This window comes from Luteimicrobium subarcticum, assembly GCF_002798015.1.
GTDB classification, from domain to species: domain Bacteria; phylum Actinomycetota; class Actinomycetes; order Actinomycetales; family Cellulomonadaceae; genus Luteimicrobium; species Luteimicrobium subarcticum.
The window spans coordinates 818358-840449 of sequence record NZ_PGTZ01000006.1 but is presented as its reverse complement, the minus strand read 5'-3'; the positions used below and the strand labels follow the sequence as shown (position 1 = coordinate 840449).

The 22092-nt window shown below is 71.9% G+C and carries 13 protein-coding genes; 12 read left to right on the top strand and 1 reads right to left on the bottom strand.

Annotation, left to right across the window (positions count from 1 at the left end):
- Positions 1–9 precede the first annotated feature (9 nt).
- Complete coding sequence (gene radA, locus CLV34_RS04460; RefSeq protein ID WP_245858970.1) at positions 10–1458, bottom strand: DNA repair protein RadA; 1449 nt, start codon at positions 1456–1458, stop codon at positions 10–12.
- Positions 1459–1562: 104 nt separating this feature from the next.
- Here radA and proC point away from each other — a divergent pair, with 104 nt between their 5' ends.
- From proC to CLV34_RS04395, 12 genes are all read left to right on the top strand, one after another.
- A complete protein-coding gene (proC, locus tag CLV34_RS04455; protein WP_100348970.1) occupies positions 1563–2393 on the top strand; it encodes a pyrroline-5-carboxylate reductase in 831 nt (276 codons plus the stop codon).
- 1 nt (position 2394) lies between these two features.
- The gene (locus tag CLV34_RS04450) at positions 2395–3453 is read left to right on the top strand and encodes a LacI family DNA-binding transcriptional regulator (protein WP_342747197.1); all 1059 of its coding nucleotides are present in this window, start codon (positions 2395–2397) and stop codon (positions 3451–3453) included.
- Between the two features lie 145 nt (positions 3454–3598).
- Positions 3599–4021 (top strand): hypothetical protein, encoded by a 423-nt coding sequence (locus CLV34_RS16285; protein WP_157803692.1) that lies wholly within the window; start codon positions 3599–3601, stop codon positions 4019–4021.
- A 422-nt stretch (positions 4022–4443) separates the two neighbouring features.
- Positions 4444–6087, top strand: coding sequence for a xylulokinase (locus CLV34_RS04440; RefSeq protein WP_100348969.1), 1644 nt, complete (start codon positions 4444–4446; stop codon positions 6085–6087).
- A complete protein-coding gene (locus tag CLV34_RS04435) occupies positions 6077–6841 on the top strand; it encodes an L-ribulose-5-phosphate 4-epimerase (RefSeq protein ID WP_100348968.1) in 765 nt (254 codons plus the stop codon). The genes CLV34_RS04440 and CLV34_RS04435 overlap by 11 nt, the downstream gene beginning before the upstream one ends.
- 2 nt (positions 6842–6843) lie before the next feature.
- The gene (gene araA, locus CLV34_RS04430) at positions 6844–8352 is read left to right on the top strand and encodes an L-arabinose isomerase (RefSeq protein WP_100348967.1); all 1509 of its coding nucleotides are present in this window, start codon (positions 6844–6846) and stop codon (positions 8350–8352) included.
- Between the two features lie 152 nt (positions 8353–8504).
- On the top strand, positions 8505–9491 hold the full coding sequence (locus CLV34_RS04425) for an ABC transporter substrate-binding protein (protein ID WP_100348966.1): 987 nt from the start codon (positions 8505–8507) through the stop codon (positions 9489–9491).
- Positions 9492–9596: 105 nt separating this feature from the next.
- The gene (locus CLV34_RS04420; RefSeq protein WP_100348965.1) at positions 9597–11159 is read left to right on the top strand and encodes a sugar ABC transporter ATP-binding protein; all 1563 of its coding nucleotides are present in this window, start codon (positions 9597–9599) and stop codon (positions 11157–11159) included.
- Complete coding sequence (locus CLV34_RS04415; protein WP_100348964.1) at positions 11156–12235, top strand: ABC transporter permease; 1080 nt, start codon at positions 11156–11158, stop codon at positions 12233–12235. Before CLV34_RS04420 ends, CLV34_RS04415 begins: the two co-directional genes overlap by 4 nt.
- Complete coding sequence (locus tag CLV34_RS04410) at positions 12232–13401, top strand: ABC transporter permease subunit (RefSeq protein ID WP_100348963.1); 1170 nt, start codon at positions 12232–12234, stop codon at positions 13399–13401. The genes CLV34_RS04415 and CLV34_RS04410 overlap by 4 nt, the downstream gene beginning before the upstream one ends.
- Before the next feature lie 236 nt (positions 13402–13637).
- Positions 13638–18365 (top strand): alpha-L-arabinofuranosidase C-terminal domain-containing protein, encoded by a 4728-nt coding sequence (locus tag CLV34_RS04405; protein WP_100348962.1) that lies wholly within the window; start codon positions 13638–13640, stop codon positions 18363–18365.
- Positions 18366–18468: 103 nt separating this feature from the next.
- Positions 18469–21999 carry an Ig-like domain repeat protein gene (locus CLV34_RS04395; protein WP_157803691.1) on the top strand — a complete coding sequence of 1177 codons (3531 nt, stop codon included), beginning with the start codon at positions 18469–18471 and terminating at the stop codon, positions 21997–21999.
- Positions 22000–22092 lie beyond the last annotated feature (93 nt).

The window sequence follows — 22092 nt, the reverse complement described above, 5'->3', positions numbered from 1 at the left end:
GCGACTCCGTCAGGACCTCGGCCCGGTGGTCACGAGGTGCGCGGCCTCGCGCAGGCTCGCGACCCGGTGCACCGTGATGCCGGACGGACCGGTGGCGGGCGTCGCACCTGGCCGCCCCGCGGGCACCACGGCGTGCGTGTAGCCCAGGCGGACCGCCTCGGCGAGCCGCCGCTCGAGACCCACGACGGGCCGCAGGTCGCCCGCGAGTCCGACCTCGCCGAACACCACCGTCTTCGGGGGCAGCGGGCTGCTCTCCCGCGCGGAGACGACCGCGAGCGCGACCGCGAGGTCGGCCGACGGCTCGGACGCGCGCGCCCCGCCGATCGTCGAGACGTAGACGTCCTGGTCGGCGATGCGGAGCCCGACGTGCCGGTGCAGGACCGCGAGGTTCATCGCGAGCCGCGACGAGTCCACACCGCTCGTCGCGCGGCGCGGGTTGGCGAGCGCGCTCGGCGCGACGAGCGCCTGCACCTCGAGGACCATCGGCCGGCGCCCCTCGAGCGCGACCGTGAGGCACGACCCCGGGACGTCGGGGCCGGCCGTCGAGAGGAACAGCCCGCTCGGGTCGGGCAGCTCGACGATCCCCGACTCGGACAGGTCGAAGCAGCCGACCTCGTCCGTCGGCCCGTACCGGTTCTTGACCGCCCGCACCATGCGCAGGCGCGCGTGCCGGTCGCCCTCGAACTGGCACACCACGTCGACCAGGTGCTCGAGGGTGCGCGGGCCCGCGACCGAGCCGTCCTTCGTGACGTGACCGACGAGCACCACCGGCAGGTCGCGCGACTTGGCCGCCGTGATGAGCGCCCCCGCGACCTCGCGGACCTGGCTCGGGCCGCCCGGCGACCCCTCCACCTCGGCGGACGCGACCGTCTGCACCGAGTCGACGACGAGCAGGTCGGGGTCGACCTGCTCGACGTGCCCGAGGATGGTCGCGAGGTCCGTCTCCGCGACGAGCAGCAGGCCGGGGGACAGGGTGCCCGTGCGCTCCGCCCGCAGCCGCACCTGTCCCGCCGACTCCTCGCCCGTGACGTACAGGACGCGGCGGGGACGCCCGTCCGCCCGCGGCGTGCCCGCGACGTTGCCCGCGACCTCGAGCAGCAGCGTCGACTTGCCCACACCGGGCTCGCCCGCGAGCAGGACGACCGCGCCCGGGACGAGGCCACCGCCCAGCACCCGGTCGAGCTCGCCGACGCCTGTCGGCGCGTGCCGCGCCGCCTCGACCTCGATCTCGGCGATCTCTCGCGCCGTCGACCGCGTCGGGACGACCGCGGCCGTGCGCGGGCCGACCCCCGCCGCGCCGACCTCCTGGACCGTCCCCCACTCCTGGCACTCGCCGCAGCGGCCCACCCACTTGCTCGTCGTCCACCCGCACTCCGTGCACGCGAACGCCGGGCGGGTGGTCTTCGTCGTGGCCCGAGCGGTGCTCCGGGCGGCCCCGCGGGCGCTGGTCGTCGTCACGCGGGCCACGGTAGGGGCCGGGTCCGACACGCGCGCCGTACGCTGACCCCCGCACCCTTGGTGTTTCCTGGGTGTGAGCGAACTTCTGGAGCTGGGAGCCCACCATGACCTCGACCCCACGCCTCGCCGTCCTCGGAACCGGGGTGATGGGCGAGGCCGTGCTCGCCGGAGCCCTGCGCGGGGACTGGGAGCCGTCCGACGTCGTCGCGACGGTCCGGCGGGCCGAGCGGGCCTCCGAGCTCGAGGCCTCCCACGGTGTGGAGACCACGACCGACAACGTCGCCGCGGTCCGCGGTGCCGGCCTCGTGCTCGTCGGCGTCAAGCCCAAGGACGTCGTCGCGCTGCTCCGCGAGATCGGTCCCGCCCTCGAGCCCGACGCCGTCGTCGTGAGCGTCGTCGCCGGGCTGCCCACCACCGCGTTCGAGGCCGTCCTGCCCGACGGGACCGCCGTCGTCCGCACCATGCCCAACACGCCCGCCCAGATCGGCGAGGGCGTCACCGCGGTCAGCGCAGGGGCGCACGCGTCCGACGAGCAGGTCGCGACCGTCGAACGCCTCCTCGCCGGGACGGGCCTCGTCGTCCGGGTCGCGGAGAAGGACCAGGACGCCATCTCCGCCCTGTCCGGCTCCGGGCCCGCCTACGTCTTCTACGTCGTCGACGCGCTCGCCGAGGCCGGCGTCCTGCTGGGCCTGACCCGCGCCACCGCCCTCGAGGTCGCGACCCGGACCGTCCTCGGCTCCGCCCGCCTGCTCCAGGAGACCGGCGAGCACCCCGTCGTCCTGCGCGAACGTGTGTCGTCGCCCGGCGGCACCACCGTCCGCGCGCTCCACCGGCTCGACCAGGCCGGCGTCCGCGCCGCGTTCGCCGACGCGCTCCTCGCCGCGCACGACCGCTCGCAGGAGCTCGCCCGCTCGCTCGCCCCGGAGAAGAGCTGACGTGCCGGGCGCGACCGGGACCCGGAGCGCCGCCGCGCGTCGTCCACCGTCGATGGCGGACGTCGCGGCAGTCGCGGGCGTGTCGCACCAGACCGTGTCGCGCGTCCTGAACGACCACCCGAGCGTCCGGCCCGAGACCCGCGAACGGGTCTCCCAGGCCATCGCCAGCCTCGGGTACCGGCGCAACAGCGCCGCCCGCGCCCTCGTGACCCGGCGCACCGGGACCATCGGCATCCTCACCACCGGCTCGGCGCTCTACGGGCCCGCGAGCACCGTGGGCGCCGTCGAGGAGGCCGCCCGCGAGCACGGGTACTTCGCGTCGCTCGCGTCCGTGCGCACGTTCGAGCACACCCGCCTCGCCGAGGTGTTCGACCACTTCATGGACCAGGGCGTCGAGGGCATCGTCGTCGTGGCGCCGCAGGACGACGTCGCCGCGGCCGTCGAGGCGATCGAGACCGACCTCCCGATCGTCCTCATCGCCGCGCTCGACGCCGAGCCGAACCGCGCCGGGACCATCCCGGTCGCCGTCGACCAGCGGCGCGGGGCCGTCCTCGTCACCGAGCACCTGCTCGACCTCGGACACGAGACCGTGCTGCACCTCGCCGGTCCGGCCGACTGGTTCGACGCACGGCAGCGCGAGCGCGGCTGGCGGCAGGCGCTCGAGGGCCGCGGCAGGAACGTGCCCGACGTCGTCCGGTGCGACTGGACCGCACGGTCCGGGTACGAGGCCGCGCGCCGGCTCGTCCCCGCGATCGTCGCCGGCGAAGGACCGAGCGCGATCTTCGCCGCGAACGACCAGCTCGCCCTCGGCGTCCTGCGGGCGTTCTGGGAGCGTGGGGTCGCCGTGCCCGGAGACGTGTCCGTCGCAGGGTTCGACGACATCGCCGGCGCCGCGTACTTCGTGCCCGCGCTCACGACCGTGAGTCAGCCGTTCGTGTCGCTCGGGCGCCGGTGCCTCGAGGTGCTCGCCGACGCGATCGAGGGCGTCGCGCTCGGGAACCGGCTCATCGGGCCGACGCTCGTCCCGCGTGCGAGCACCGGCGTCCCGCGCCGCCGCTGACCCGTCGTCGTCGTCCCGCGCCGCCCGCCGCCTCGCCCTCCGTGCGCCGCCGCCTACGCAAGGTCGGTTCGCGTGCGCTCCGGCGCACGCGAAGCGCCGGAACGCACGCGGAGCCGGGCCGGTGGCCACCGGTACGGTGTGCCGCGTGATGCAGACCGACGCCACGCTCCGGCTCCTGCGCGACTTCCCGGCCGAACGCGTCTGGCTCGCGTACCAGGCGCCGCCCGCGACGGACTTCGACGTGGTCGCTCGCTCGCTCGGCCTGCGACCCCTCGGCGACGGCTGGACCGAGGTGCGTGCGCACCGCGCCGAGCAGTTCCTGACGCACCTGCTGTGCCGCGGACTCGCGTACCGGGAACGTCGCCTGGCCGACGATCCGGCGGCGCAGGTCGCGCGCGAGCTGGCCCGGTCCTGTGGGACGGAGGGTACGCGGTACGCGGTCAACGCCGAGGGGCCTGAGCACACCGGGGGAGGGGCTCGGTGCCTGGACCGACGCCACGGAGTACACGCTCGACGCGGGGGTCGTGGTGCTCGGCCGGACGGCGTCGACATGCTTCTGGGTCGCTGACGAGGACTGACGGTTTGTCGGCGACCTCGTGGCCGCGCCGTCGCCTACGCAAGGTCGCTTCGCGTGTGTTTCGGCGCACGCGAAGGACCGAAACGCACGCGCGGGCGAAACGGCCGGCGCCCGCGTCCCCGTCCGCCTGTCGCCCCCGGACCGCCCCGCCCTGCCATCTCCGGCGCCCGTCCTCCGCGTGCGTTCCGGCCCTTCGCGTGCGCTCCAGCGCACGCGAAGCGACCTCGCGTAGGCGAGGGACACCTGCGGAGGGCGGCGGGGAGGTCACCGTTCGGTCACGTTCTCCGAAGGGGTTGACACCCCACCTTGTGTGAGCGCTAACATCCTCACCAGGCGTTCATGTGAGCGCTAACACGGACGGAGTCGTCCGACCGGCGCAGCCGCCGGGGAGAGGGTCGAGGAGGACGCTCAGGATGGTCGAGAAGGGCACGCGGCACGCGACGCGGCAGGGGGCCGCGCAGGACGTCGCCGACGAGCGCACCCGGGACCTCCTGGAGTCCGGCGCCACGACGCTGGGGATCGAGCTCGGCTCCACCCGCATCAAGGCGTGCCTCGTCGGACCGGACCACGCGGTCGTCGCGACCGGCAGCCACACCTGGGAGAACGAGCTCGTCGACGGACGCTGGACCTATGCGGTCGAGGACGTCTGGGCGGGGCTCGCCGGCGCGGTCGCGGACCTGCTCGCGGACACGGACCGTCGCTACGGCGTCCGCCCCACGACGTTCCGCGCGCTCGGCATCTCGGCGATGATGCACGGCTACCTCGCGCTCGACGCGGACGGCGCGCTGCTCGTCCCGTTCCGCACGTGGCGCAACACGTCGACGGGCCCGGCCGCCGCGCAGCTCACGGAGCTCCTCGGGCACAACGTCCCGCTGCGCTGGTCGGTCGCGCACCTGTACCAGGCGGTGCTGGACCGCGAGGCGCACGTCGGACGCATCGCGTCCCTCACGACGCTCGCGGGCTACGTCCACCACCGTCTGACGGGGCGGCACGCGCTGGGCGTCGGCGACGCGTCGGGCATGTTCCCGGTGGACCCGGACCGGCTCGGCTACGACGCGACGATGCTCGGGAAGGCTGACGTCCTGCTGGCCGCGCACGGGTTCACGACGCCGCTGGCCGACCTGCTGCCCGAGGTGCTGGCGGCGGGCCAGGAGGCCGGTCGGCTCACGGCGGAGGGTGCGGCGCTGCTCGACCCGAGCGGCACGCTGCAGGCGGGTGTGCGGCTCTGCCCGCCCGAGGGCGACGCGGGCACGGGCATGGTCGCGACGCACTCGGTCGCGCCGCGCACGGGGAACGTGAGCGTCGGCACGAGCGTGTTCGCGATGGTCGTGCTGGAGAAGTCGCTCGAGCACGTCCACCCGGAGATCGACGTGGTGACGACGCCCGCGGGTGACCCGGTCGCGATGGTCCACTGCAACAACGGTGCGAGCGAGCTCGGCGCCTGGGCGGCCGTGTTCCACCGGTTCGCGGAGGCCCTCGGCCACGAGACCGAGGCCGACGCGGTGTTCCGGGTGCTGCTGCGCGAGGCCCTCGCGGGCGACCCCGACGGTGGCGGTGTGCTGGCGTACAACCACCTGGCGGGGGAGCCCGTCGCGGGTCTCGACGCGGGACGCCCGCTCGTCGTGCGCACGCCGGACTCGCACCTCACGCTCGCGAACCTGGCGCGCTCGCTGGTCTACGGGGTGTTCGGCACGCTGAGCCTCGGCATGCGGGTGCTGCACGAGGAGGGAGTCGGGCTCGACGCGCTCTACGCGCACGGCGGCCTGTTCCGGACGGCGGTGGTGGCGCAGCGGCTGCTCGCCGCGGCCGTGGACGCCCCGGTCGCGGTGGGCCGGTCCGCCGGCGAGGGCGGCGCGTGGGGGATCGCGGTGCTCGCGTCCTTCCTGGACGCCGCGGCGACGCAGGACCTCGAGCGGTTCCTCGCGACGGAGGTCTTCGCGGACGCCGCGTTCGACGTCGTCGACCCGGACCCCGAGGACGTCCGGGGCTACGCCACCTACCTCGAGCGCTACAGCGCCGGGCTCGCCATCGAGAGGACGGCCGGCGATGTTCTCTGACCCGCACCTGCAGGATGCCGTCGCGCGAGCGCGGGAGTCCGTGGCCGCGCTGCACGCCGAGCTGCCGCGCTGGGACCTCGTCGTGTGGACGGCCGGCAACGTGTCGCAGCGCGTCGTGGTCGACCCGTCGACCGGGCCGGGCGAGCACGACCTGCTGGTCATCAAGCCGTCGGGCGTGACGTACGACGCGCTGACGCCCGAGGCGATGGTGGTGTGCGACCTCGAGGGGAACCTCGTGCCGGGCGGCGAGGGCGCGGGGGCGCCGTCGTCGGACACCGCGGCGCACGCCTACGTGTACCGGAGCATGCCGGAGGTCGGGGGCGTGGTGCACACCCACTCGACGTACGCGACGGCCTGGGCGGCGCGCGCCGAGGAGATCCCGTGCGTGCTGACGATGATGGCCGACGAGTTCGGCGGCCCGATCCCTGTCGGGCCGTTCGCGGTCATCGGTGACGACTCGATCGGGCGGGGGATCGTCGACACGCTCGCCGGGTCCCGGTCGCCCGCGGTCCTGATGCGCAACCACGGCCCGTTCACGATCGGTGCGGACGCGAAGGCCGCGGTGAAGGCCGCGGTGATGCTCGAGGAGGTCGCGCGGACCGTCCACGTCTCGCGTCAGCTCGGCGAGCCGCTGCCCATCGAGCCGGCCGCGATCGACCGTCTGTACGACCGCTACCAGAACGTCTACGGCCAGGGGGCCGCGACGCACCGGGACCGCAGCGACGCGGTCCTCACCGAGGAGGCACGAGCATGACCATGCAGAACCCGTTCGAGAGCCGCGAGGTCTGGTTCCTGACCGGCAGCCAGGACCTGTACGGCGACGACGTGCTGGCTCAGGTGGCCGAGCAGTCCCGCGCGGTCGCGGCGGCGCTGGACGAGGCCGACGCCGTGCCCGTCACGGTCGTGTGGAAGCCGGTGCTCAAGGACTCCGAGAGCATCCGCCGCGCGATCCTCGACGCGAACGCGGACGACGCGTGCATCGGCCTGGTGGCCTGGATGCACACGTTCAGCCCGGCGAAGATGTGGATCCGGGGCCTGGACGCCCTGGCGACGCCGCTGCTGCAGCTGCACACGCAGGCGAACGTCGAGCTGCCGTGGTCGTCCATCGACATGGACTTCATGAACCTCAACCAGGCGGCGCACGGCGACCGGGAGTTCGGCTACATCCTGTCGCGCATGGACATCCCCCGGAAGGTCGTCGTGGGCCACACGACGGACCCGCGCGTGCAGGCCGAGGTCGGCACGTGGGTCCGGGCGGCGGCGGGCAACGCCGAGCTGCGCTCGATGCGGCTGGCGCGCTTCGGCGACAACATGCGCAACGTCGCGGTCACCGAGGGCGACAAGACCGAGGCGGAGGTCCGGTTCGGCGTCTCGGTGAACACGTGGGGCGTGAACGACCTGGCGGAGCGGGTGCACGAGGCGTCCGACGAGGACGTCGACCTGCTCGTCAAGGAGTACGAGGAGCTGTACGACGTGGCTCCCGAGCTGCGCGTCGGCGGCGAGCGGCACGAGGCGCTGCGCTACGGCGCGCGCATCGAGGTCGGTCTGCGCTCCTTCCTCGCGGAGGGCGGCTTCGGGGCGTTCACGACGAGCTTCGAGGACCTCGGCGCGCTGCGCCAGCTCCCGGGTCTCGCGGTGCAGCGCCTCATGGCCGACGGCTACGGCTTCGGTGCGGAGGGCGACTGGAAGACGGCCGTCCTGGTGCGCGTCGCGAAGGTCATGGGCTACGGGCTGCCGGGCGGCGCGTCGCTCATGGAGGACTACACGTACGACCTCACGCCGCGCTCCGAGCTGATCCTCGGCGCCCACATGCTCGAGGTGTGCCCGACGCTCACCACAGCGCGGCCGCGGCTCGAGATCCACCCGCTCGGCATCGGCGACCGGGAGGACCCGGTCCGCCTGGTGTTCGAGGCGGACGCGGGCCCGGGCCTGGTCGTCGCGATGAGCGACATGCGCGACCGGTTCCGGTGGGTGGCGAACGTGGTCGACGTGGTCGCCGCGCCGCACGACCTGCCGCGGCTGCCCGTGGGCCACGCCCTGTGGGCACCGCACCCCGACCTGCCGACCTCGGCAGGAGCGTGGCTCCTCGCGGGCGCCGCGCACCACACCGTGATGACGACGGCCCTGACGCGGGAGGTCTTCGAGGACCTCGCGCGGATGTCGGGGACGGAGCTTCTCACGATCGACGAGACCACCACCCAGTCCGGGTTCGAGCGCGAGCTGCGCTGGAACGCCGTGTACCACCGGGTGGCCGGCGGGGTCTGAGCCCGCCGGTCCCCCGGGACCACCAAGCGTTGTCGATCTGTGACCGTCCGACCCCCGGAAGGCACAGATGTGAGCGCTAACATCAACCAGCGGTCGCGAGTCGACCAGACGGTGGGGCCCCGGCCCCACCGGCATCTCAAGGAGGAGAAGCAATGAGCATCAAGCGCAAGCGGTCCTGGCTCGCCGGTTCGGTCGCAGCCCTCGCGGCACTCAGCCTCGCGGCGTGCAGCGGCGGCAGCAGCGGTTCCGACGACGACTCCACGAGCGGCGGCGGCAGCGGCGACCTCATCAAGGTCGGCTTCTCGCAGCTCGGCGCCGAGTCGGGCTGGCGCACGGCGAACACCGACTCCGTCAAGGCGGCGTTCACCAAGGAGAACGGGTTCGACCTCACGTTCGTCGACGCCCAGCAGAAGCAGGAGAACCAGATCAAGGCGATCCGCGACTTCATCGACCAGGGCGTCGACGTCATCGCGTTCTCGCCCGTCGTCGAGACCGGCTGGGACCAGGTCCTCCAGGAGGCCAAGGACGCCGAGATCCCCGTGATCCTCGTCGACCGCACGGTCAAGACGACCGTCGACGACCCGTTCGCCACGTACATCGGCTCCGACTTCGAGAAGGAGGGCGACACGGCCGCGCAGTGGGTCAAGACGAACTCGCCCGACGCGAAGATCTTCGAGCTCCAGGGCACCCTCGGCGCGTCGGCCCAGGTCGACCGCGAGAAGGCGTTCGACGCCGTCATGGGCGACAACATCATCGGCAAGGCGTCCGGCAACTTCACGCGTGCCGAGGGCAAGGCCGCGACCGAGGCCGCGCTCCAGGCGTACCCGGACATGACGATGATCTTCTCGCACAACGACGACATGGCCCTCGGTGCCATCGAGGCCATCGAGGCCGCCGGCAAGACGCCGGGCAAGGACATCCAGATCGTGTCGATCGACGGCGTGAAGGACGGCCTCCAGGCCCTGCACGACAAGAAGATCAACTACGTCGTCGAGTGCAACCCGGTCTACGGCGACCAGATCGCCGACCTGGCGAAGAAGATCGTCGCAGGCGACACCGTCGAGAAGAAGACGATCGTGACCGACCAGGCGTTCGACCAGACGATCACGCAGGACACGATCGACGCCCGCAAGTACTGAGCAGCACTGCTCACCCCGGCTGCGGGCCGGCGCCGAGATCGCCGGCCCGCAGCCGCTCCACCCCGCAGCACACCCCCACCAACCCCCGCAGGACGGAAGACACCGATGTCCCCGACGTCCACCACCGACACCGCGCCCGCGGCCGCGAAGCCCGTCGTCGAGATGACCGGGATCACCATCGAGTTCCCGGGCGTCAAGGCTCTCGACGACGTCGCGCTCACGCTGCGCCCCGGCGAGGTCCACGCCCTCATGGGCGAGAACGGTGCCGGCAAGTCGACCCTCATCAAGGCCCTCACGGGCGTGTACACCATCGACTCCGGGACCATCACCGTCTCCGGCGCCGAGCAGCGGTTCGACGGCCCCGCCGACGCGCAGGCCGCCGGAGTCAGCACGGTGTACCAGGAGGTCAACCTCTGCGCGAACCTCTCCGTCGCGGAGAACGTCATGCTCGGGCACGAGGTGCGCCTCGGCCCGTTCGTGAACTGGCCGGCCACCCGCCGCGCCGCGCGCGCCCACCTCGCCCGGTTCGGCCTCGACATCGACCCCGTGTCGATGCTCGCCTCGCACTCCATCGCGATCCAGCAGCTCGTCGCCATCGCGCGGGCCATGGTCGTCGACGCGAAGGTCCTCATCCTGGACGAGCCGACCTCCAGCCTCGACAAGGCCGAGGTCGCCCAGCTCTTCGACGTCGTCCGGCAGCTCCGCGCGGACGGCGTCGCCATCCTGTTCGTCTCGCACTTCCTCGAGCAGGTCTACGACATCAGCGACCGCATGACGATCCTGCGCAACGGACGCCTCGTCGGGGAGTACCTCACGAGCGACCTGCCGCGCCTCGAGCTCGTCTCCAAGATGGTCGGTCGCGCGAGCGAGGACCTCGCGGACATCGAGGCCGTCGCCCGCCGGGCCGCCGCCCCCTCCGAGGGCGCCCGGGAGCCCGTGCTCCAGGCGCTCGCCCTCGGCAAGGACGGCAGCGTCGAACCGTTCGACCTCGACCTCTTCGAGGGCGAGATCGTCGGCGTCGCCGGCCTGCTCGGCTCGGGACGCACCGAGGTCGCCCGCCTGCTCTACGGCGCCGACCGGCCCGACCAGGGCACGATCACCGTGCGCGGCAAGCACGTCAAGGGCGCGTCGCCCCTCGGGTCGCTGCAGCGCGGTGTCGCGCTCGCGTCCGAGGACCGCAAGAAGGAAGGCATCATCGGGGACCTCACGGTCCGCGAGAACATCGCCCTCGCCATGCAGGCCGAGCGCGGCGCCTGGCGCCGCGTGCCCGCCAAGGAGCTCGACGCGACCGTCGCGAAGTACATCGACGCGCTCGGCATCCACCCGGCGAACCCCGACGCCCTCATCAAGAACCTGTCCGGCGGCAACCAGCAGAAGGTCCTGCTGGCCCGCTGGCTCGCCACCGCGCCCAAGCTCCTCCTGCTGGACGAGCCCACCCGCGGCATCGACGTCGGCGCCAAGGCGGAGATCCAGCGCCTCGTCGCCCAGCTCGCGAGCGAGGGGATGAGCGTCGTGTTCATCTCGTCCGAGCTCGAGGAGGTCCTGCGCCTCTCGCACCGTGTCGTCGTCATGCGCGACCGGCACAAGGTCGGCGAGATCCACAACGGGCCCGACGTCACGACCACCACCGTCCTCGAGACGATCGCAGCCTCCGGGAGCGCATCATGACCGGCACGATCACAGGCGCCGACGGGCGCACCCGCTTCCAGACGACGGTCGCGCGCGTCACCGGCCACCAGCTCTTCTGGCCCGTCGTGGCCCTCGTCGTGCTGCTGCTCGCGTGCGGCATCGTCAGCCCCGGGTTCCTCGACGTGACCGTCCGCGACGGCCACCTGTTCGGGCAGCCCGTCGACATCCTGCGGCAGAGCGCGACGCCGCTGCTCCTCGCGATCGGCATGTGCCTCGTCATCGCGACCGGCGGCATCGACCTCTCCGTCGGCGCGGTCATGGCGATCTCGCTCGCCGTGTCCCTCACGTACATCGCGGAGTCGGGCACCGGGTCGAACCTCTCGACGGCGCTCACCGGCCTCTTCCTCGGCCTGGTGGTCGCGCTCGCGATCGGCGTGTTCAACGGGTTCCTCGTCACCGTCCTCGGCATCCAGCCCTTCATCGCCACGCTGATCCTCATGATCGCGGGCCGCGGCATCGCGATGCTCGTCACCAAGGGCCAGATCACGACGGTCACCAGCCCGCCGTTCAAGTCCATCGGGTCCGGCTTCGTGCTCGGCATCCCCACGCCGGTGATCATCGCGGGCGGGGTGTTCGTCCTCGTGGCGCTGCTCGTGCGGCGCACTGCGCTCGGCATGCTGCTCGAGTCCATCGGCATCAACCGCGAGGCCAGCCGCCTCGCCGGCGTGAAGTCGCGCAACATCACGTGGTTCGTCTACATCCTGTGCGGCCTGCTCGCGGGCCTCGCCGGCATCGTCTACGGCGCACCGACCATGGCGGCCGACTCGAACAACATCGGCCTCATGAAGGAGCTCGACGCGATCATGGTCGTCGTCCTCGGCGGCACCAAGCTCGACGGCGGCAAGTTCTCGCTCGCGGGGACCATCGTCGGCGCGCTGATCCTCACGACGCTCGAGCGGGCCGTCGTGATCTTCCACCTGCCGACGCAGGTGACGCCGCTCTTCAAGGCGCTCGTCCTCATCGTCGTGTGCGTCGCGGGCTCCGAGCGCCTGCGCGGGAAGCTCAAGATCCGCCGCACCAGCCGTCCCGTCGTCGCCGCGGAGGTGGCAGCATGACCAGCACGCAGACCCCGTCCTCCACGCGAGGGCTGGCCCCGACGCCGCCGCCCGCGAAGACGCCCAGCGGCCTCGGTGCGACTGCCCGCCGGTGGGGCCACCGGGTCGCCGACCGCCGCTACCTGCCGGTCGCCGGCACGCTGCTCACGCTCGTCCTGATCCTCGTGATCGGGCAGATGCGGTACTCGACCGACACCCGCAGCTTCGTCAACATGCGGCTCTTCTCGAACCTCTTCGTCGACAACTCGTACCTGCTGGTGCTCGCCGTCGGCATGACGTTCGTGATCCTCACGGGCGGCATCGACCTGTCGGTCGGCGCGGTCGTCGCGCTCGTCGGCCTGGTCGTCGCGAAGCTCCTCATCGCGGGCGTGGCGCTCCCCCTCGTGCTCGCCGCCGGCGTCCTGACGGGGGCGCTGTTCGGCCTGCTCATCGGCGTGCTCGTGCACTACTTCCAGATCCAGCCGTTCATCGCGTCGCTCGCGGCCATGTTCCTGGCCCGCGGCCTGTGCAACGTCGTGTCCGTCCAGTCGCTGTCGATCGACGACAAGGGCTTCACGGACCTCGCCTCGTGGCGTCTCAAGTTCGGCGAGGGTCGCGACATCTGGTACGTCAACCTCTCGATGATCGTCGCGCTCGTCGTCGTGCTCGTCGCGGTCTACCTGCTGCACTACACGCGGTTCGGGCGCACCGTCTACGGGCTCGGCGCCGGGGACGGCGGCCAGGCCGTCGGCCTCATGGGCCTGCGCGCCGCCCGCACCAAGGTGTGGGTGTACGTCATCAGCGGCACCTGTGCCGGCATCGCGGGCATCCTGTTCGCCTTCTACACCCGGTCCGGGTTCAACCTCACGGGCATTGGCATGGAGCTCGACGCCATCGCGTCCGTCGTCATCGGTGGCGCGATGCTGACCGGCGGCAGCGGCTTCGTCCTCGGGACGGTCGCGGGCGTCATGGTCTACGGGCTCATCCAGGTGCTCATCGCCCGCGAGGGCCTCGACTCGTGGTGGACCAAGGTGTTCATCGGGGCGGTGCTGCTCGCGTTCGTGCTGCTCCAGCGGGCCCTGACCTCGACCCGGGCGGGTCGCCGCCGCAGCAACCGGGAGGAGAGCCCCGGCCGGTCACGCCGGTTCCGCGCCGCCGCGGCGCCACCGCCGACCGCCGACGCCTGACCCCTCAGCACCACCAGCTGTCGGCGGCCGCACGACGCACCCGCGACCGCCGATCACCCCGGGACGACCGGTCCCGCCCGCACGGCCCTGGCTGCCACCAGGGAGCCCCGCGCGGACGGGACCGGCGTACCAGGGGAACCACCACCCGTGAGCAACGGAGCGACGGGTTCCTCCCGGCGTGCTCCTTTGCCTCGCGGACCTCCTTTGAAGGCAGTCCCCACCAGGCAGGAGCACAGATGATCGTGTCACAACGGGGTTCGCGGTCGCGACCCCGCTCCGCACCTCCGCTGCGGGCCGTCGGCCTGCTCGCCACCGCCGCCGTCCTCGCGACGTGCGTGGCCGCAGCCCCCGCCGGGGCGCTCGGCGGCACCGTCGCCGCCGCGGCCACGGCGGTCCCCGACCTCCCCGGGTCCGTCGACTCGTTCGACGCCGCGACCCTGGGCTCGCAGTGGTCGATCACCAACGAGGCCTCCTCGGCGTGGTCGCTCGCGACCAACCCGGGGTCCCTCACCCTCACCGCCCAGGCGGGCGACACCTACCAGACGACCAACACGGCGAAGAACGTGTTCGCGGTCGACGTCCCCGACGGCGACTTCGACGTCGTGACGACCGTCCACGCGCCGGTCTCGAAGGTGTACCAGGGCGCCGGGCTCATCGCGTTCGACGACCTGGACAACTACGTCCGGTCCGGACTCACGTACGTGGGCAGCCTGTCGGCGTCCGGCGTCGCGATCGAGAACGACATCGAGACGAACGCGTCGTTCACCGCCGCGAGCTTCGGCGACCGTCCGGGCTCCCAGGCGGAGACCCTGCGCCTGCGGCGCACCGGGGACGTCGTCACGACGAGCTACTGGGACGCGTCGGCGGCCTCGGGCGCGGGCGCGTGGGTGCAGACCGGTTCGGTCACCGTGTCGTTCGACATCACGCACCTCGGCCTCTACGCCCTCGCCGCGCAGGACGGCACGACCTTCCCGGCCGTGTTCGACGACTTCGCGTACGACGCCGCGGACGGCAAGGACGTCGTCCCGCCCGGCACGTTCACGTTCCTCGGCGGCGACGGCGACCAGTACCTGTCCACCGAGGACGGGCGCCTCGGTCTGACCGACGTGCGGCCCACGAGCACCCTGGCGTTCACGGCGACCGAGGTGTCCGAGGGTGCGGTGACGCTCGCATCGGGCGGTGTGCCGGTCGTGCTGGGCACGGGCGAGACGCTCGCGATGGGCGATCCGGGCGCGACGCCCGCCTCGCTGCGCATCACGGACGCGGGCGGCGGCAAGGTCGTCCTGCGCACCGCGGACGCCACGGGCGACGACGGCTACGTCGGCCTGCAGGACGGGCTGCTCGTCGTCGGGTCGAAGGCCGACGCCGTGAAGCTCACCGTCCAGACCGTCAAGGTCACCGACGGCTCGAGCCTCGACATCGACGGCGACGCGACGAGCGTCAAGGCCTCCGACGACCTCTACGGCATCTTCTACGAGGACATCAACTACGCGGCGGACGGCGGCCTGTACGCCGAGCTCGTGCGCAACCGCTCGTTCGAGTTCAACAGCTCGGACGCGTCGGGCTTCACGGGCATGACGGCGTGGTCGACGCTCGCGCGGGGCGACGGCGCGGGGTCGACCGCGACCGTCGGCACCGGCGACCAGCGGCTCAACGACAACAACCGCTACTACCTGACGCTCGACGCGAAGGGCGCGGGCGCCGGCGTGCAGAACGCGGGCTACAACTCCGGGATCGCGATCGAGAAGGGCGCGACGTACGACTTCTCGGTGTGGGCACGCTCGGCGACGGCGCAGGACCTCGCCGTGCGGCTCGAGACGAAGGACGGCGCCACCGCGTACGCGACCGGGAAGGTCGCGGTCGACGGCTCCGACACCTGGAAGAAGTACACGGTCAGCCTCACCGCGGACACCACGACGGACTCGGCGCGCCTCGCCGTGCTCGCCGGCGCCGCGTCGACCGTCCGCCTCGACATGGTGTCGCTGTTCCCCGACGACACCTGGGTCGGTCCGGTCAACGGCAAGTCCGTGCTCCGCAAGGACCTCGCGCAGAAGATCGCCGACCTCAAGCCGAAGTTCCTCCGGTTCCCGGGCGGCTGCGTGACCGACGTCGGCACGTTCCCGTCCTACACGGAGTCGGGCGGCACGGACCGCAAGCGCATGTACCAGTGGAAGGAGACGATCGGAGCGGTCGAGGACCGCCCGACGAACGCCAACTTCTGGGGCTACAACCAGTCGTACGGCATCGGGTACATGGAGTACTTCGAGTTCGCCGAGGACCTGGGCGCCACCCCGCTTCCCGTCGTGACGGTCGGGGCGCAGGGCTGCGGCTCGTCGCTCGCCGGGACGACCGACAGCGCCACGATCCAGCGCTACGTGCAGGACACGCTCGACCTGCTCGAGTTCGCCGACGGTGACGTCACGACCGAGTGGGGCGCGAAGCGTGCCGCCCTCGGCCACCCGAAGCCGTTCGGCGTGAAGTACATCGAGCTCGGCAACGAGGAGAACAACACGGAGTTCGAGAAGAACTTCCCGACGTTCCGCGCCGCCGTGAACGCCGCCTACCCGGACGTCACCGTCATCTCCAACTCGGGCCCCGACGACTCGGGCAGCCGGTTCGACACCCTGTGGGACTACAACCGGCAGCAGAAGGTCGACATGGTCGACGAGCACTACTACAACTCGCCGTCGTGGTTCCTCAGCAACACGAACCGCTACGACACCTACGACCGCAACGGCCCGAAGGTGTTCCTCGGCGAGTACGCGTCGCAGGGCAACACCCTGTGGAACTCGCTCAGCGAGGCCGCGTACATGACGAGCCTCGAGCGGAACTCGGACGTCGTGCAGCTCGCGTCCTACGCGCCGCTGCTGTCCAACGAGGACTACGTGCAGTGGTCCCCGGACGCCATCTGGTTCGACAACGACGAGTCGTGGGGCAGCCCGAACTACTACGTCCAGAAGATGTTCATGAACAACCTGGACGCCGGTGACGAGGTCGTGCCGAGCACGTACAGCGGTCCGCAGATCACCCCCGAGCCGCTCGACGGCGGCGTCTTCCTGTCGACGTGGAGCACGGCCGCGACGTACGACAACGTCAAGGTCACGTCGAACGACGACAGCAGCACGCTGTTCTCGGACGACTTCTCGGCGGGCGCCTCGCAGTGGGCCGCGCAGAGCGGCACGTGGTCGGTCGCGAACGGCGCGTACACGCAGTCGAGCACGTCGGTCACCGACGCCCGCACGATCGTCACGGACGCGTACACGAAGGACTGGTCGAGCTACACGCTCGAGCTGGACGCCACGAAGACCGCAGGGTCCGAGGGCTTCCTCGTCGGGTTCGCCGCCACGGGAGCGAACAACTTCTTCTGGTGGAACATCGGCGGCTGGACCAACACCCGTCAGGCCCTGCAGAAGGCCGACGGGGGCTCGGCGGGCGAGGTCAAGGCCGTCGAGAACAGCAGCGTCACGACCGGCAAGACGTACCACCTCAAGGTCGTCGTGGACGGCCGCGACATCAAGCTGTACATGGACGGTGTGCTCCAGATGGACTACGAGGACGTCGTCGCCACGCAGGACGTCTTCCAGGACGTCACGCGCGACGCGTCGACCGGCGACCTCGTCGTCAAGGTCGTCAACACGTCCGACACCACGCGCCGCACCGCCGTCCACGTGTCCGACGTGGGCGTGCGCGCGACCGGGACCGCGACCGTGCTCACGGGCCTGCCGACCGACACCAACACCAAGGCGAAGAAGGAGAAGGTCGTCCCCGTCGAGCACCAGCTCACCGGGCTGTCGGGCGACTTCTCGTACGACTTCCAGCCGTACTCGGTGACGTTCCTGCGGCTGCACACCGTGGACGCCACCGCCCCGACGATCGACTCGCTCGACCTGTCGTCCTCGGGCGTGCGCGGCTGGTACGCCGACCCCGTCACGGTCACCGCGACCGCGTCGGACGACCGGGGTGTCACGTCGCTCGAGACGCGCGTCGACGGTGGCGCGTGGGTCGGTTCCGACTCCACGTCGAAGGCCTCGGTGCAGGTCTCGGGCGAGGGCGAGCACACCGTCGAGGTGCGGGCGACCGACGCCGACGGGAACGTCTCGGAGATCCGTCCGGTGACGTTCGCGATCGACACGACGCCGCCGATCTCCAACGCCGTCGTGGACGCGAAGGCCCGCACGGTCATGCTGCGCGCGGCCGACTCGGGTGCCGGCACCGGTTCGATCCAGTACCGGGTCGGGACCTCCGGCGCGTGGCTGACCTACACCGCGCCGGTGAAGGTCGGCTCCACGGCCACGACGGTGCAGTACCGGGCCGTCGACGCCCTCGGGAACGTGGAGGCGACGAACGCCGTCGTCGTCCCCGCCGCGGGTGTGGTGCTGAAGAGCACGTCGACCGTCGCGGTCGCGTCGCCGTCGTCGACGACCTACGGGACGTCGCCGAAGGTGACGGTCCGGGTCACGGGCGCCGGCGGTACCCCCACCGGGACGGTGCGGGTGACGGACGGCAAGACGCTGGTCGGGTCCGCGACGCTGTCGGGCGGCAAGGCGACGGTGACGGTGTCGTCGTCGCTGGCGGTCGGTTCGCACTCGTTGGCGGTCACGTATTCGGGCGACAAGGCGTTCGGGTCGTCGTCGGACACGGTGAAGGTCAAGGTGACCAAGACGTCGTCGAAGACGTCGGTGTCCGTGTCTCCGAAGGCTCCGACGCACGCCCAGAAGGCGACGGTCACGGCGAAGGTCACGACGGTGAAGCCGTCGGGGACCGTCACGGTGACGGTCACGCACACGGTGAGCGGCAAGACCAAGACGGTCGTGTCGCAGAAGGTCGCCCTGACGTCGAAGGGGACCGCGTCGCTGCGGCTCCCGCAGGTCGCCAAGGGCACCTACACGGTCAAGGTCGCGTACGCCGGGTCGTCCACGGCCACCGGCTCGTCCGCCGCGACCACCCTCCGCATCACCAAGTAACCCCCCGCCGAGGCGCACGTTCCGCACCTCTCCGCACGCGCGTGACGTGCGGAACGTGCGCCTCGGCGGCCCCCCTCACTCACCCTCCGACGAAGGAGCGTCCATGAGTTCCACCGCACGCACCAGGCGGTCCACCGCGGCAGCCGCCGCAGCGGCCGTCGTCGTCGCCGGCCTCGGGGCAGCGCTGCCCACGAGCGCGGCCGCCGCGTCGTCCGACGACACCGCCAGCACCACCACGACCAGCACCACCACGACCAGCAGCACCACGACCAGCAGCACCACGACCAGCACCACCGCAGCCGCCGACCTCACCGCCGGCCTCGTGGCGTACTACCCGCTCGACGAGACCACCGGCACCACGGCGCACGACGCGTCGGGCCACAGCAAGGACGGCACGGTCACCGGGGCCGCGACCTGGAACGCCGGCGACGGCTTCACGTTCAGCGGCGGCGCGTCGAGCGCCGGCAACGCCATCACGCTGCCGAACAACCTCGTCGCCGGGAAGGACGACGTCACCGTCGACCTCGACGTCAAGGTCGACGCATCCCTGGCCGGCAACTGGTTCCTCTTCAACCTGGGCAACGCGGCCACCTTCCCGAACGGCACCGGCTACCTGTTCGTGACCGGCAAGGACAGCAGCAGCCGGTACCGCGGCACGTTCGCGACCGCCGGGTACGCGACCGAGGTCGGCGCCGCCCGCCCGGGCGGCCTCGCGACGGCCGCGTGGAAGCACGTGAGCCTCGTCGTCGACGGCGGGACGACCGCCGCGCCCGGCAGCGTGTCGCTCTACCAGGACGGCGTCCTCGTCGCCCAGCGCAGGAACGTCACGACGTCGCCGGCCAGCATCACGGCGAGCACGCTCAACGTCATCGGGCGGTCCGCCTACGCGGGCGACAACTCGTTCAAGGGCACGATCAAGGACTTCCGGGTCTACGACCGCACCCTGTCGGGGGCCGAGGTCGCGACGCTCGCCGGCGTCGCACCGACCGACCAGGAGGCGGCGGACGCGACCGCCGCCGCCCTGACCGTCCCGAGCGCCGACGACGTCCGCGGCAACGTCACGCTGCCGACGACGGGGAGCTGGGGCACCACGGTCGGCTGGACGTCGTCCGACCCGTCCGTGGTCGCGACCGACGGCCGCGTGACGCGCCCGGCGCACGGCGAGGCCGCGAAGACGGTCACGCTCACCGCCGACGTCGCGGCCGGTGACGCCACCGCGCAGAAGACCCTGACGCTCACCGTCCAGCCGCTGCCCCAGCAGGAGGACAAGGACGCGTACCTCTTCGCGTACTTCGAGGGCGAGTCCACCGACGCGGGGGAGTCGATCTACTTCGGCGCCAGCAAGGGCAACGACGCGCTCCACTGGGACGACCTGAACGGCGGCAGCCCGCTGTTCACGTCCACGCTGGGCACGAAGGGCCTGCGGGACCCGTTCATCATCCGGTCGGCCGACGGCGACAAGTTCTACCTGCTCGCGACCGACCTCAAGGTCTACCCGACGGGCTCGTTCGCGGCACCGCAGCAGACCGGCTCGACCTACCTCGAGGTCTGGGAGTCCGACGACCTCGTGCACTGGTCGGCGCAGCGCCACGTCAAGGTGTCGTCCGACTTCGCGGGCAACACGTGGGCGCCCGAGGCGTACTACGACGAGGACCTCGGGTCGTACGTCGTGTACTGGGCGTCCAACATCTACGACACGACGGACACCACGGGCCGCACCTACACGTCGACGTACAACCGCATGATGTACGCGACGACGCGCGACTTCGTGACGTTCAGCGAGCCGAAGCCGTGGATCGACGTCAAGCGTGGCACGGGCCTCGGCATGATCGACGCGACCGTCATCAAGGACGGCGACGAGTACTACCGCTTCGTCAAGGACGAGCAGTACATGATCCCGCGCGAGGAGAAGTCGACCGACCTGCTCGCGACCGTCTCCGGCTCGCTCCCGACGACGACCTCGACGCCCGGCTGGCAGCTCGTCACGGAGAAGGTCGGGCAGGGTCTCGCGAACCAGTGGGGCGGCACGTTCAGCGCCGGTGAGGGTCCGACGGTCTTCAAGGCCAACCCCGGGGACGTCAACACGAACGGCCAGGACACCTGGTACCTGTTCATGGACCAGCCGAGCTACCACGGCGGCAAGGGCTACGTGCCGTTCGCCACGACCGACCTCGACGCGGGGACGTTCACGTCGATGGCCACGCAGTCGGATCTCCCGACGAGCCCGCGCCACGGCACCGTCCTGCCGCTCACGCAGGCCGAGTACGAGCGCGTGCTCACGGCGTACCAGCCCGACCTGCTGGTCGAGTCGGTCGCACCCGTGTCGGTGACGACCCGCGAGGGCGAGGCCCCGGTCCTGCCGTCGAAGGTCTCCGTGACGTACCACGACGGCACGAAGAAGGACGTCGCCGTGACGTGGCCGACGGTCGACCCCGCGCAGTACGCGCAGCCCGGCACCTTCGAGGTGCGGACCGACGTCGCCGCCGGCTCGGACGTCCAGGCCGTCGCGACCGTCACGGTCACCGACGCGGTCGACCCGGTCGCCACGATCACGACGACGCCCGGGCAGCCGGCGTCCGGCTGGTTCACGACGGCGCCGGTCACCGTCACCGCGACGGGCACGGACGACCACGCGGTGGCGTCCGTGCGGGTCTCCGTCGACGGCGGCGCGTGGACGAGCACGGACGGCGCGTCCGCGTCGACGCCGGTGCTCGCCGACGGCCGGCACGTCGTGCAGGCCCAGGCCGTCGACGCCTCGGGGAACACGTCCGCCGTGGTGTCGCAGGCGATGCTGGTCGACACGGCCGCGCCCGTCTCGAAGGGCACGGTCGACGCCGCCGCCCGTTCGGTCACCGTGGCCGCCGCGGACGAGTGGTCCGGGGTCGCCCGGGTGGAGTACCGGGTCGGGACGACGGGCTCGTGGTCGGCGTACTCGGCTCCGGTGCAGGTCGGTGCGGCTGCCACGACGGTGCAGTACCGGGCCGTGGACGTCGCGGGGAACGTCGAGGCCGCGAACGCTGCGGTGGTCCCGGCGTCGGGCGTGGTGCTGAAGGGCACCTCGACCGCTGCCGTGGTCAGCTCGTCGTCGACGACGTACGGGAAGTCCGTGAAGGTCACCGTGAAGGTGGCGGGCACGGGCGGCACGCCGTCGGGGACGGTGCGGGTGACGGACGGCAAGACGCTGGTCGGGTCCGCGACGCTGTCGGGCGGGAAGGCGACGGTGACGGTGTCGTCGTCGCTGGCGGTCGGGTCGCACTCGTTGGCGGTCACGTATTCGGGTGACAAGGCGTTCGGGTCGTCGTCGGACACGGTGAAGGTCAAGGTGACCAAGACGTCGTCGAAGACGTCGGTGTCCGTGTCTCCGAAGGCTCCGACGCACACCCAGAAGGCGACGGTCACGGCGAAGGTCACGACGGTGAAGCCGTCGGGGACCGTCACGGTGACGGTCACGCACACGGTGAGCGGCAAGACCAAGACGGTCGTGTCGCAGAAGGTCGCCCTGACGTCGAAGGGGACCGCGTCGCTGCGGCTCCCGCAGCTCGCCAAGGGCACCTACACGGTCAAGGTCGCGTACGCCGGGTCGTCCACGGCCACCGGCTCGTCCGCCACGACCACCCTCCGCATCACGAAGTAACCCACCCGCCGAGGCGCACGTTCCGCACCTCTCCGCACGCGCGTGACGTGCGGAACGTGCGCCTCGGCGGTGGCGTCCGTCAGCTCGACGACG

What these genes read in the sequence shown, in the direction of transcription:
- proC (WP_100348970.1), top strand. Translation starts at nt 1,563, where the DNA reads ATGACCTCGACCCCACGCCTCGCCGTCCTCGGAACCGGGGTGATGGGC.
- CLV34_RS04440 (WP_100348969.1), top strand. Translation starts at nt 4,444, where the DNA reads ATGGTCGAGAAGGGCACGCGGCACGCGACGCGGCAGGGGGCCGCGCAG.
- CLV34_RS04435 (WP_100348968.1), top strand. Translation starts at nt 6,077, where the DNA reads ATGTTCTCTGACCCGCACCTGCAGGATGCCGTCGCGCGAGCGCGGGAG.
- araA (WP_100348967.1), top strand. Translation starts at nt 6,844, where the DNA reads ATGCAGAACCCGTTCGAGAGCCGCGAGGTCTGGTTCCTGACCGGCAGC.
- CLV34_RS04425 (WP_100348966.1), top strand. Translation starts at nt 8,505, where the DNA reads ATGAGCATCAAGCGCAAGCGGTCCTGGCTCGCCGGTTCGGTCGCAGCC.
- CLV34_RS04420 (WP_100348965.1), top strand. Translation starts at nt 9,597, where the DNA reads ATGTCCCCGACGTCCACCACCGACACCGCGCCCGCGGCCGCGAAGCCC.
- CLV34_RS04415 (WP_100348964.1), top strand. Translation starts at nt 11,156, where the DNA reads ATGACCGGCACGATCACAGGCGCCGACGGGCGCACCCGCTTCCAGACG.
- CLV34_RS04410 (WP_100348963.1), top strand. Translation starts at nt 12,232, where the DNA reads ATGACCAGCACGCAGACCCCGTCCTCCACGCGAGGGCTGGCCCCGACG.
- CLV34_RS04405 (WP_100348962.1), top strand. Translation starts at nt 13,638, where the DNA reads ATGATCGTGTCACAACGGGGTTCGCGGTCGCGACCCCGCTCCGCACCT.
- CLV34_RS04395 (WP_157803691.1), top strand. Translation starts at nt 18,469, where the DNA reads ATGAGTTCCACCGCACGCACCAGGCGGTCCACCGCGGCAGCCGCCGCA.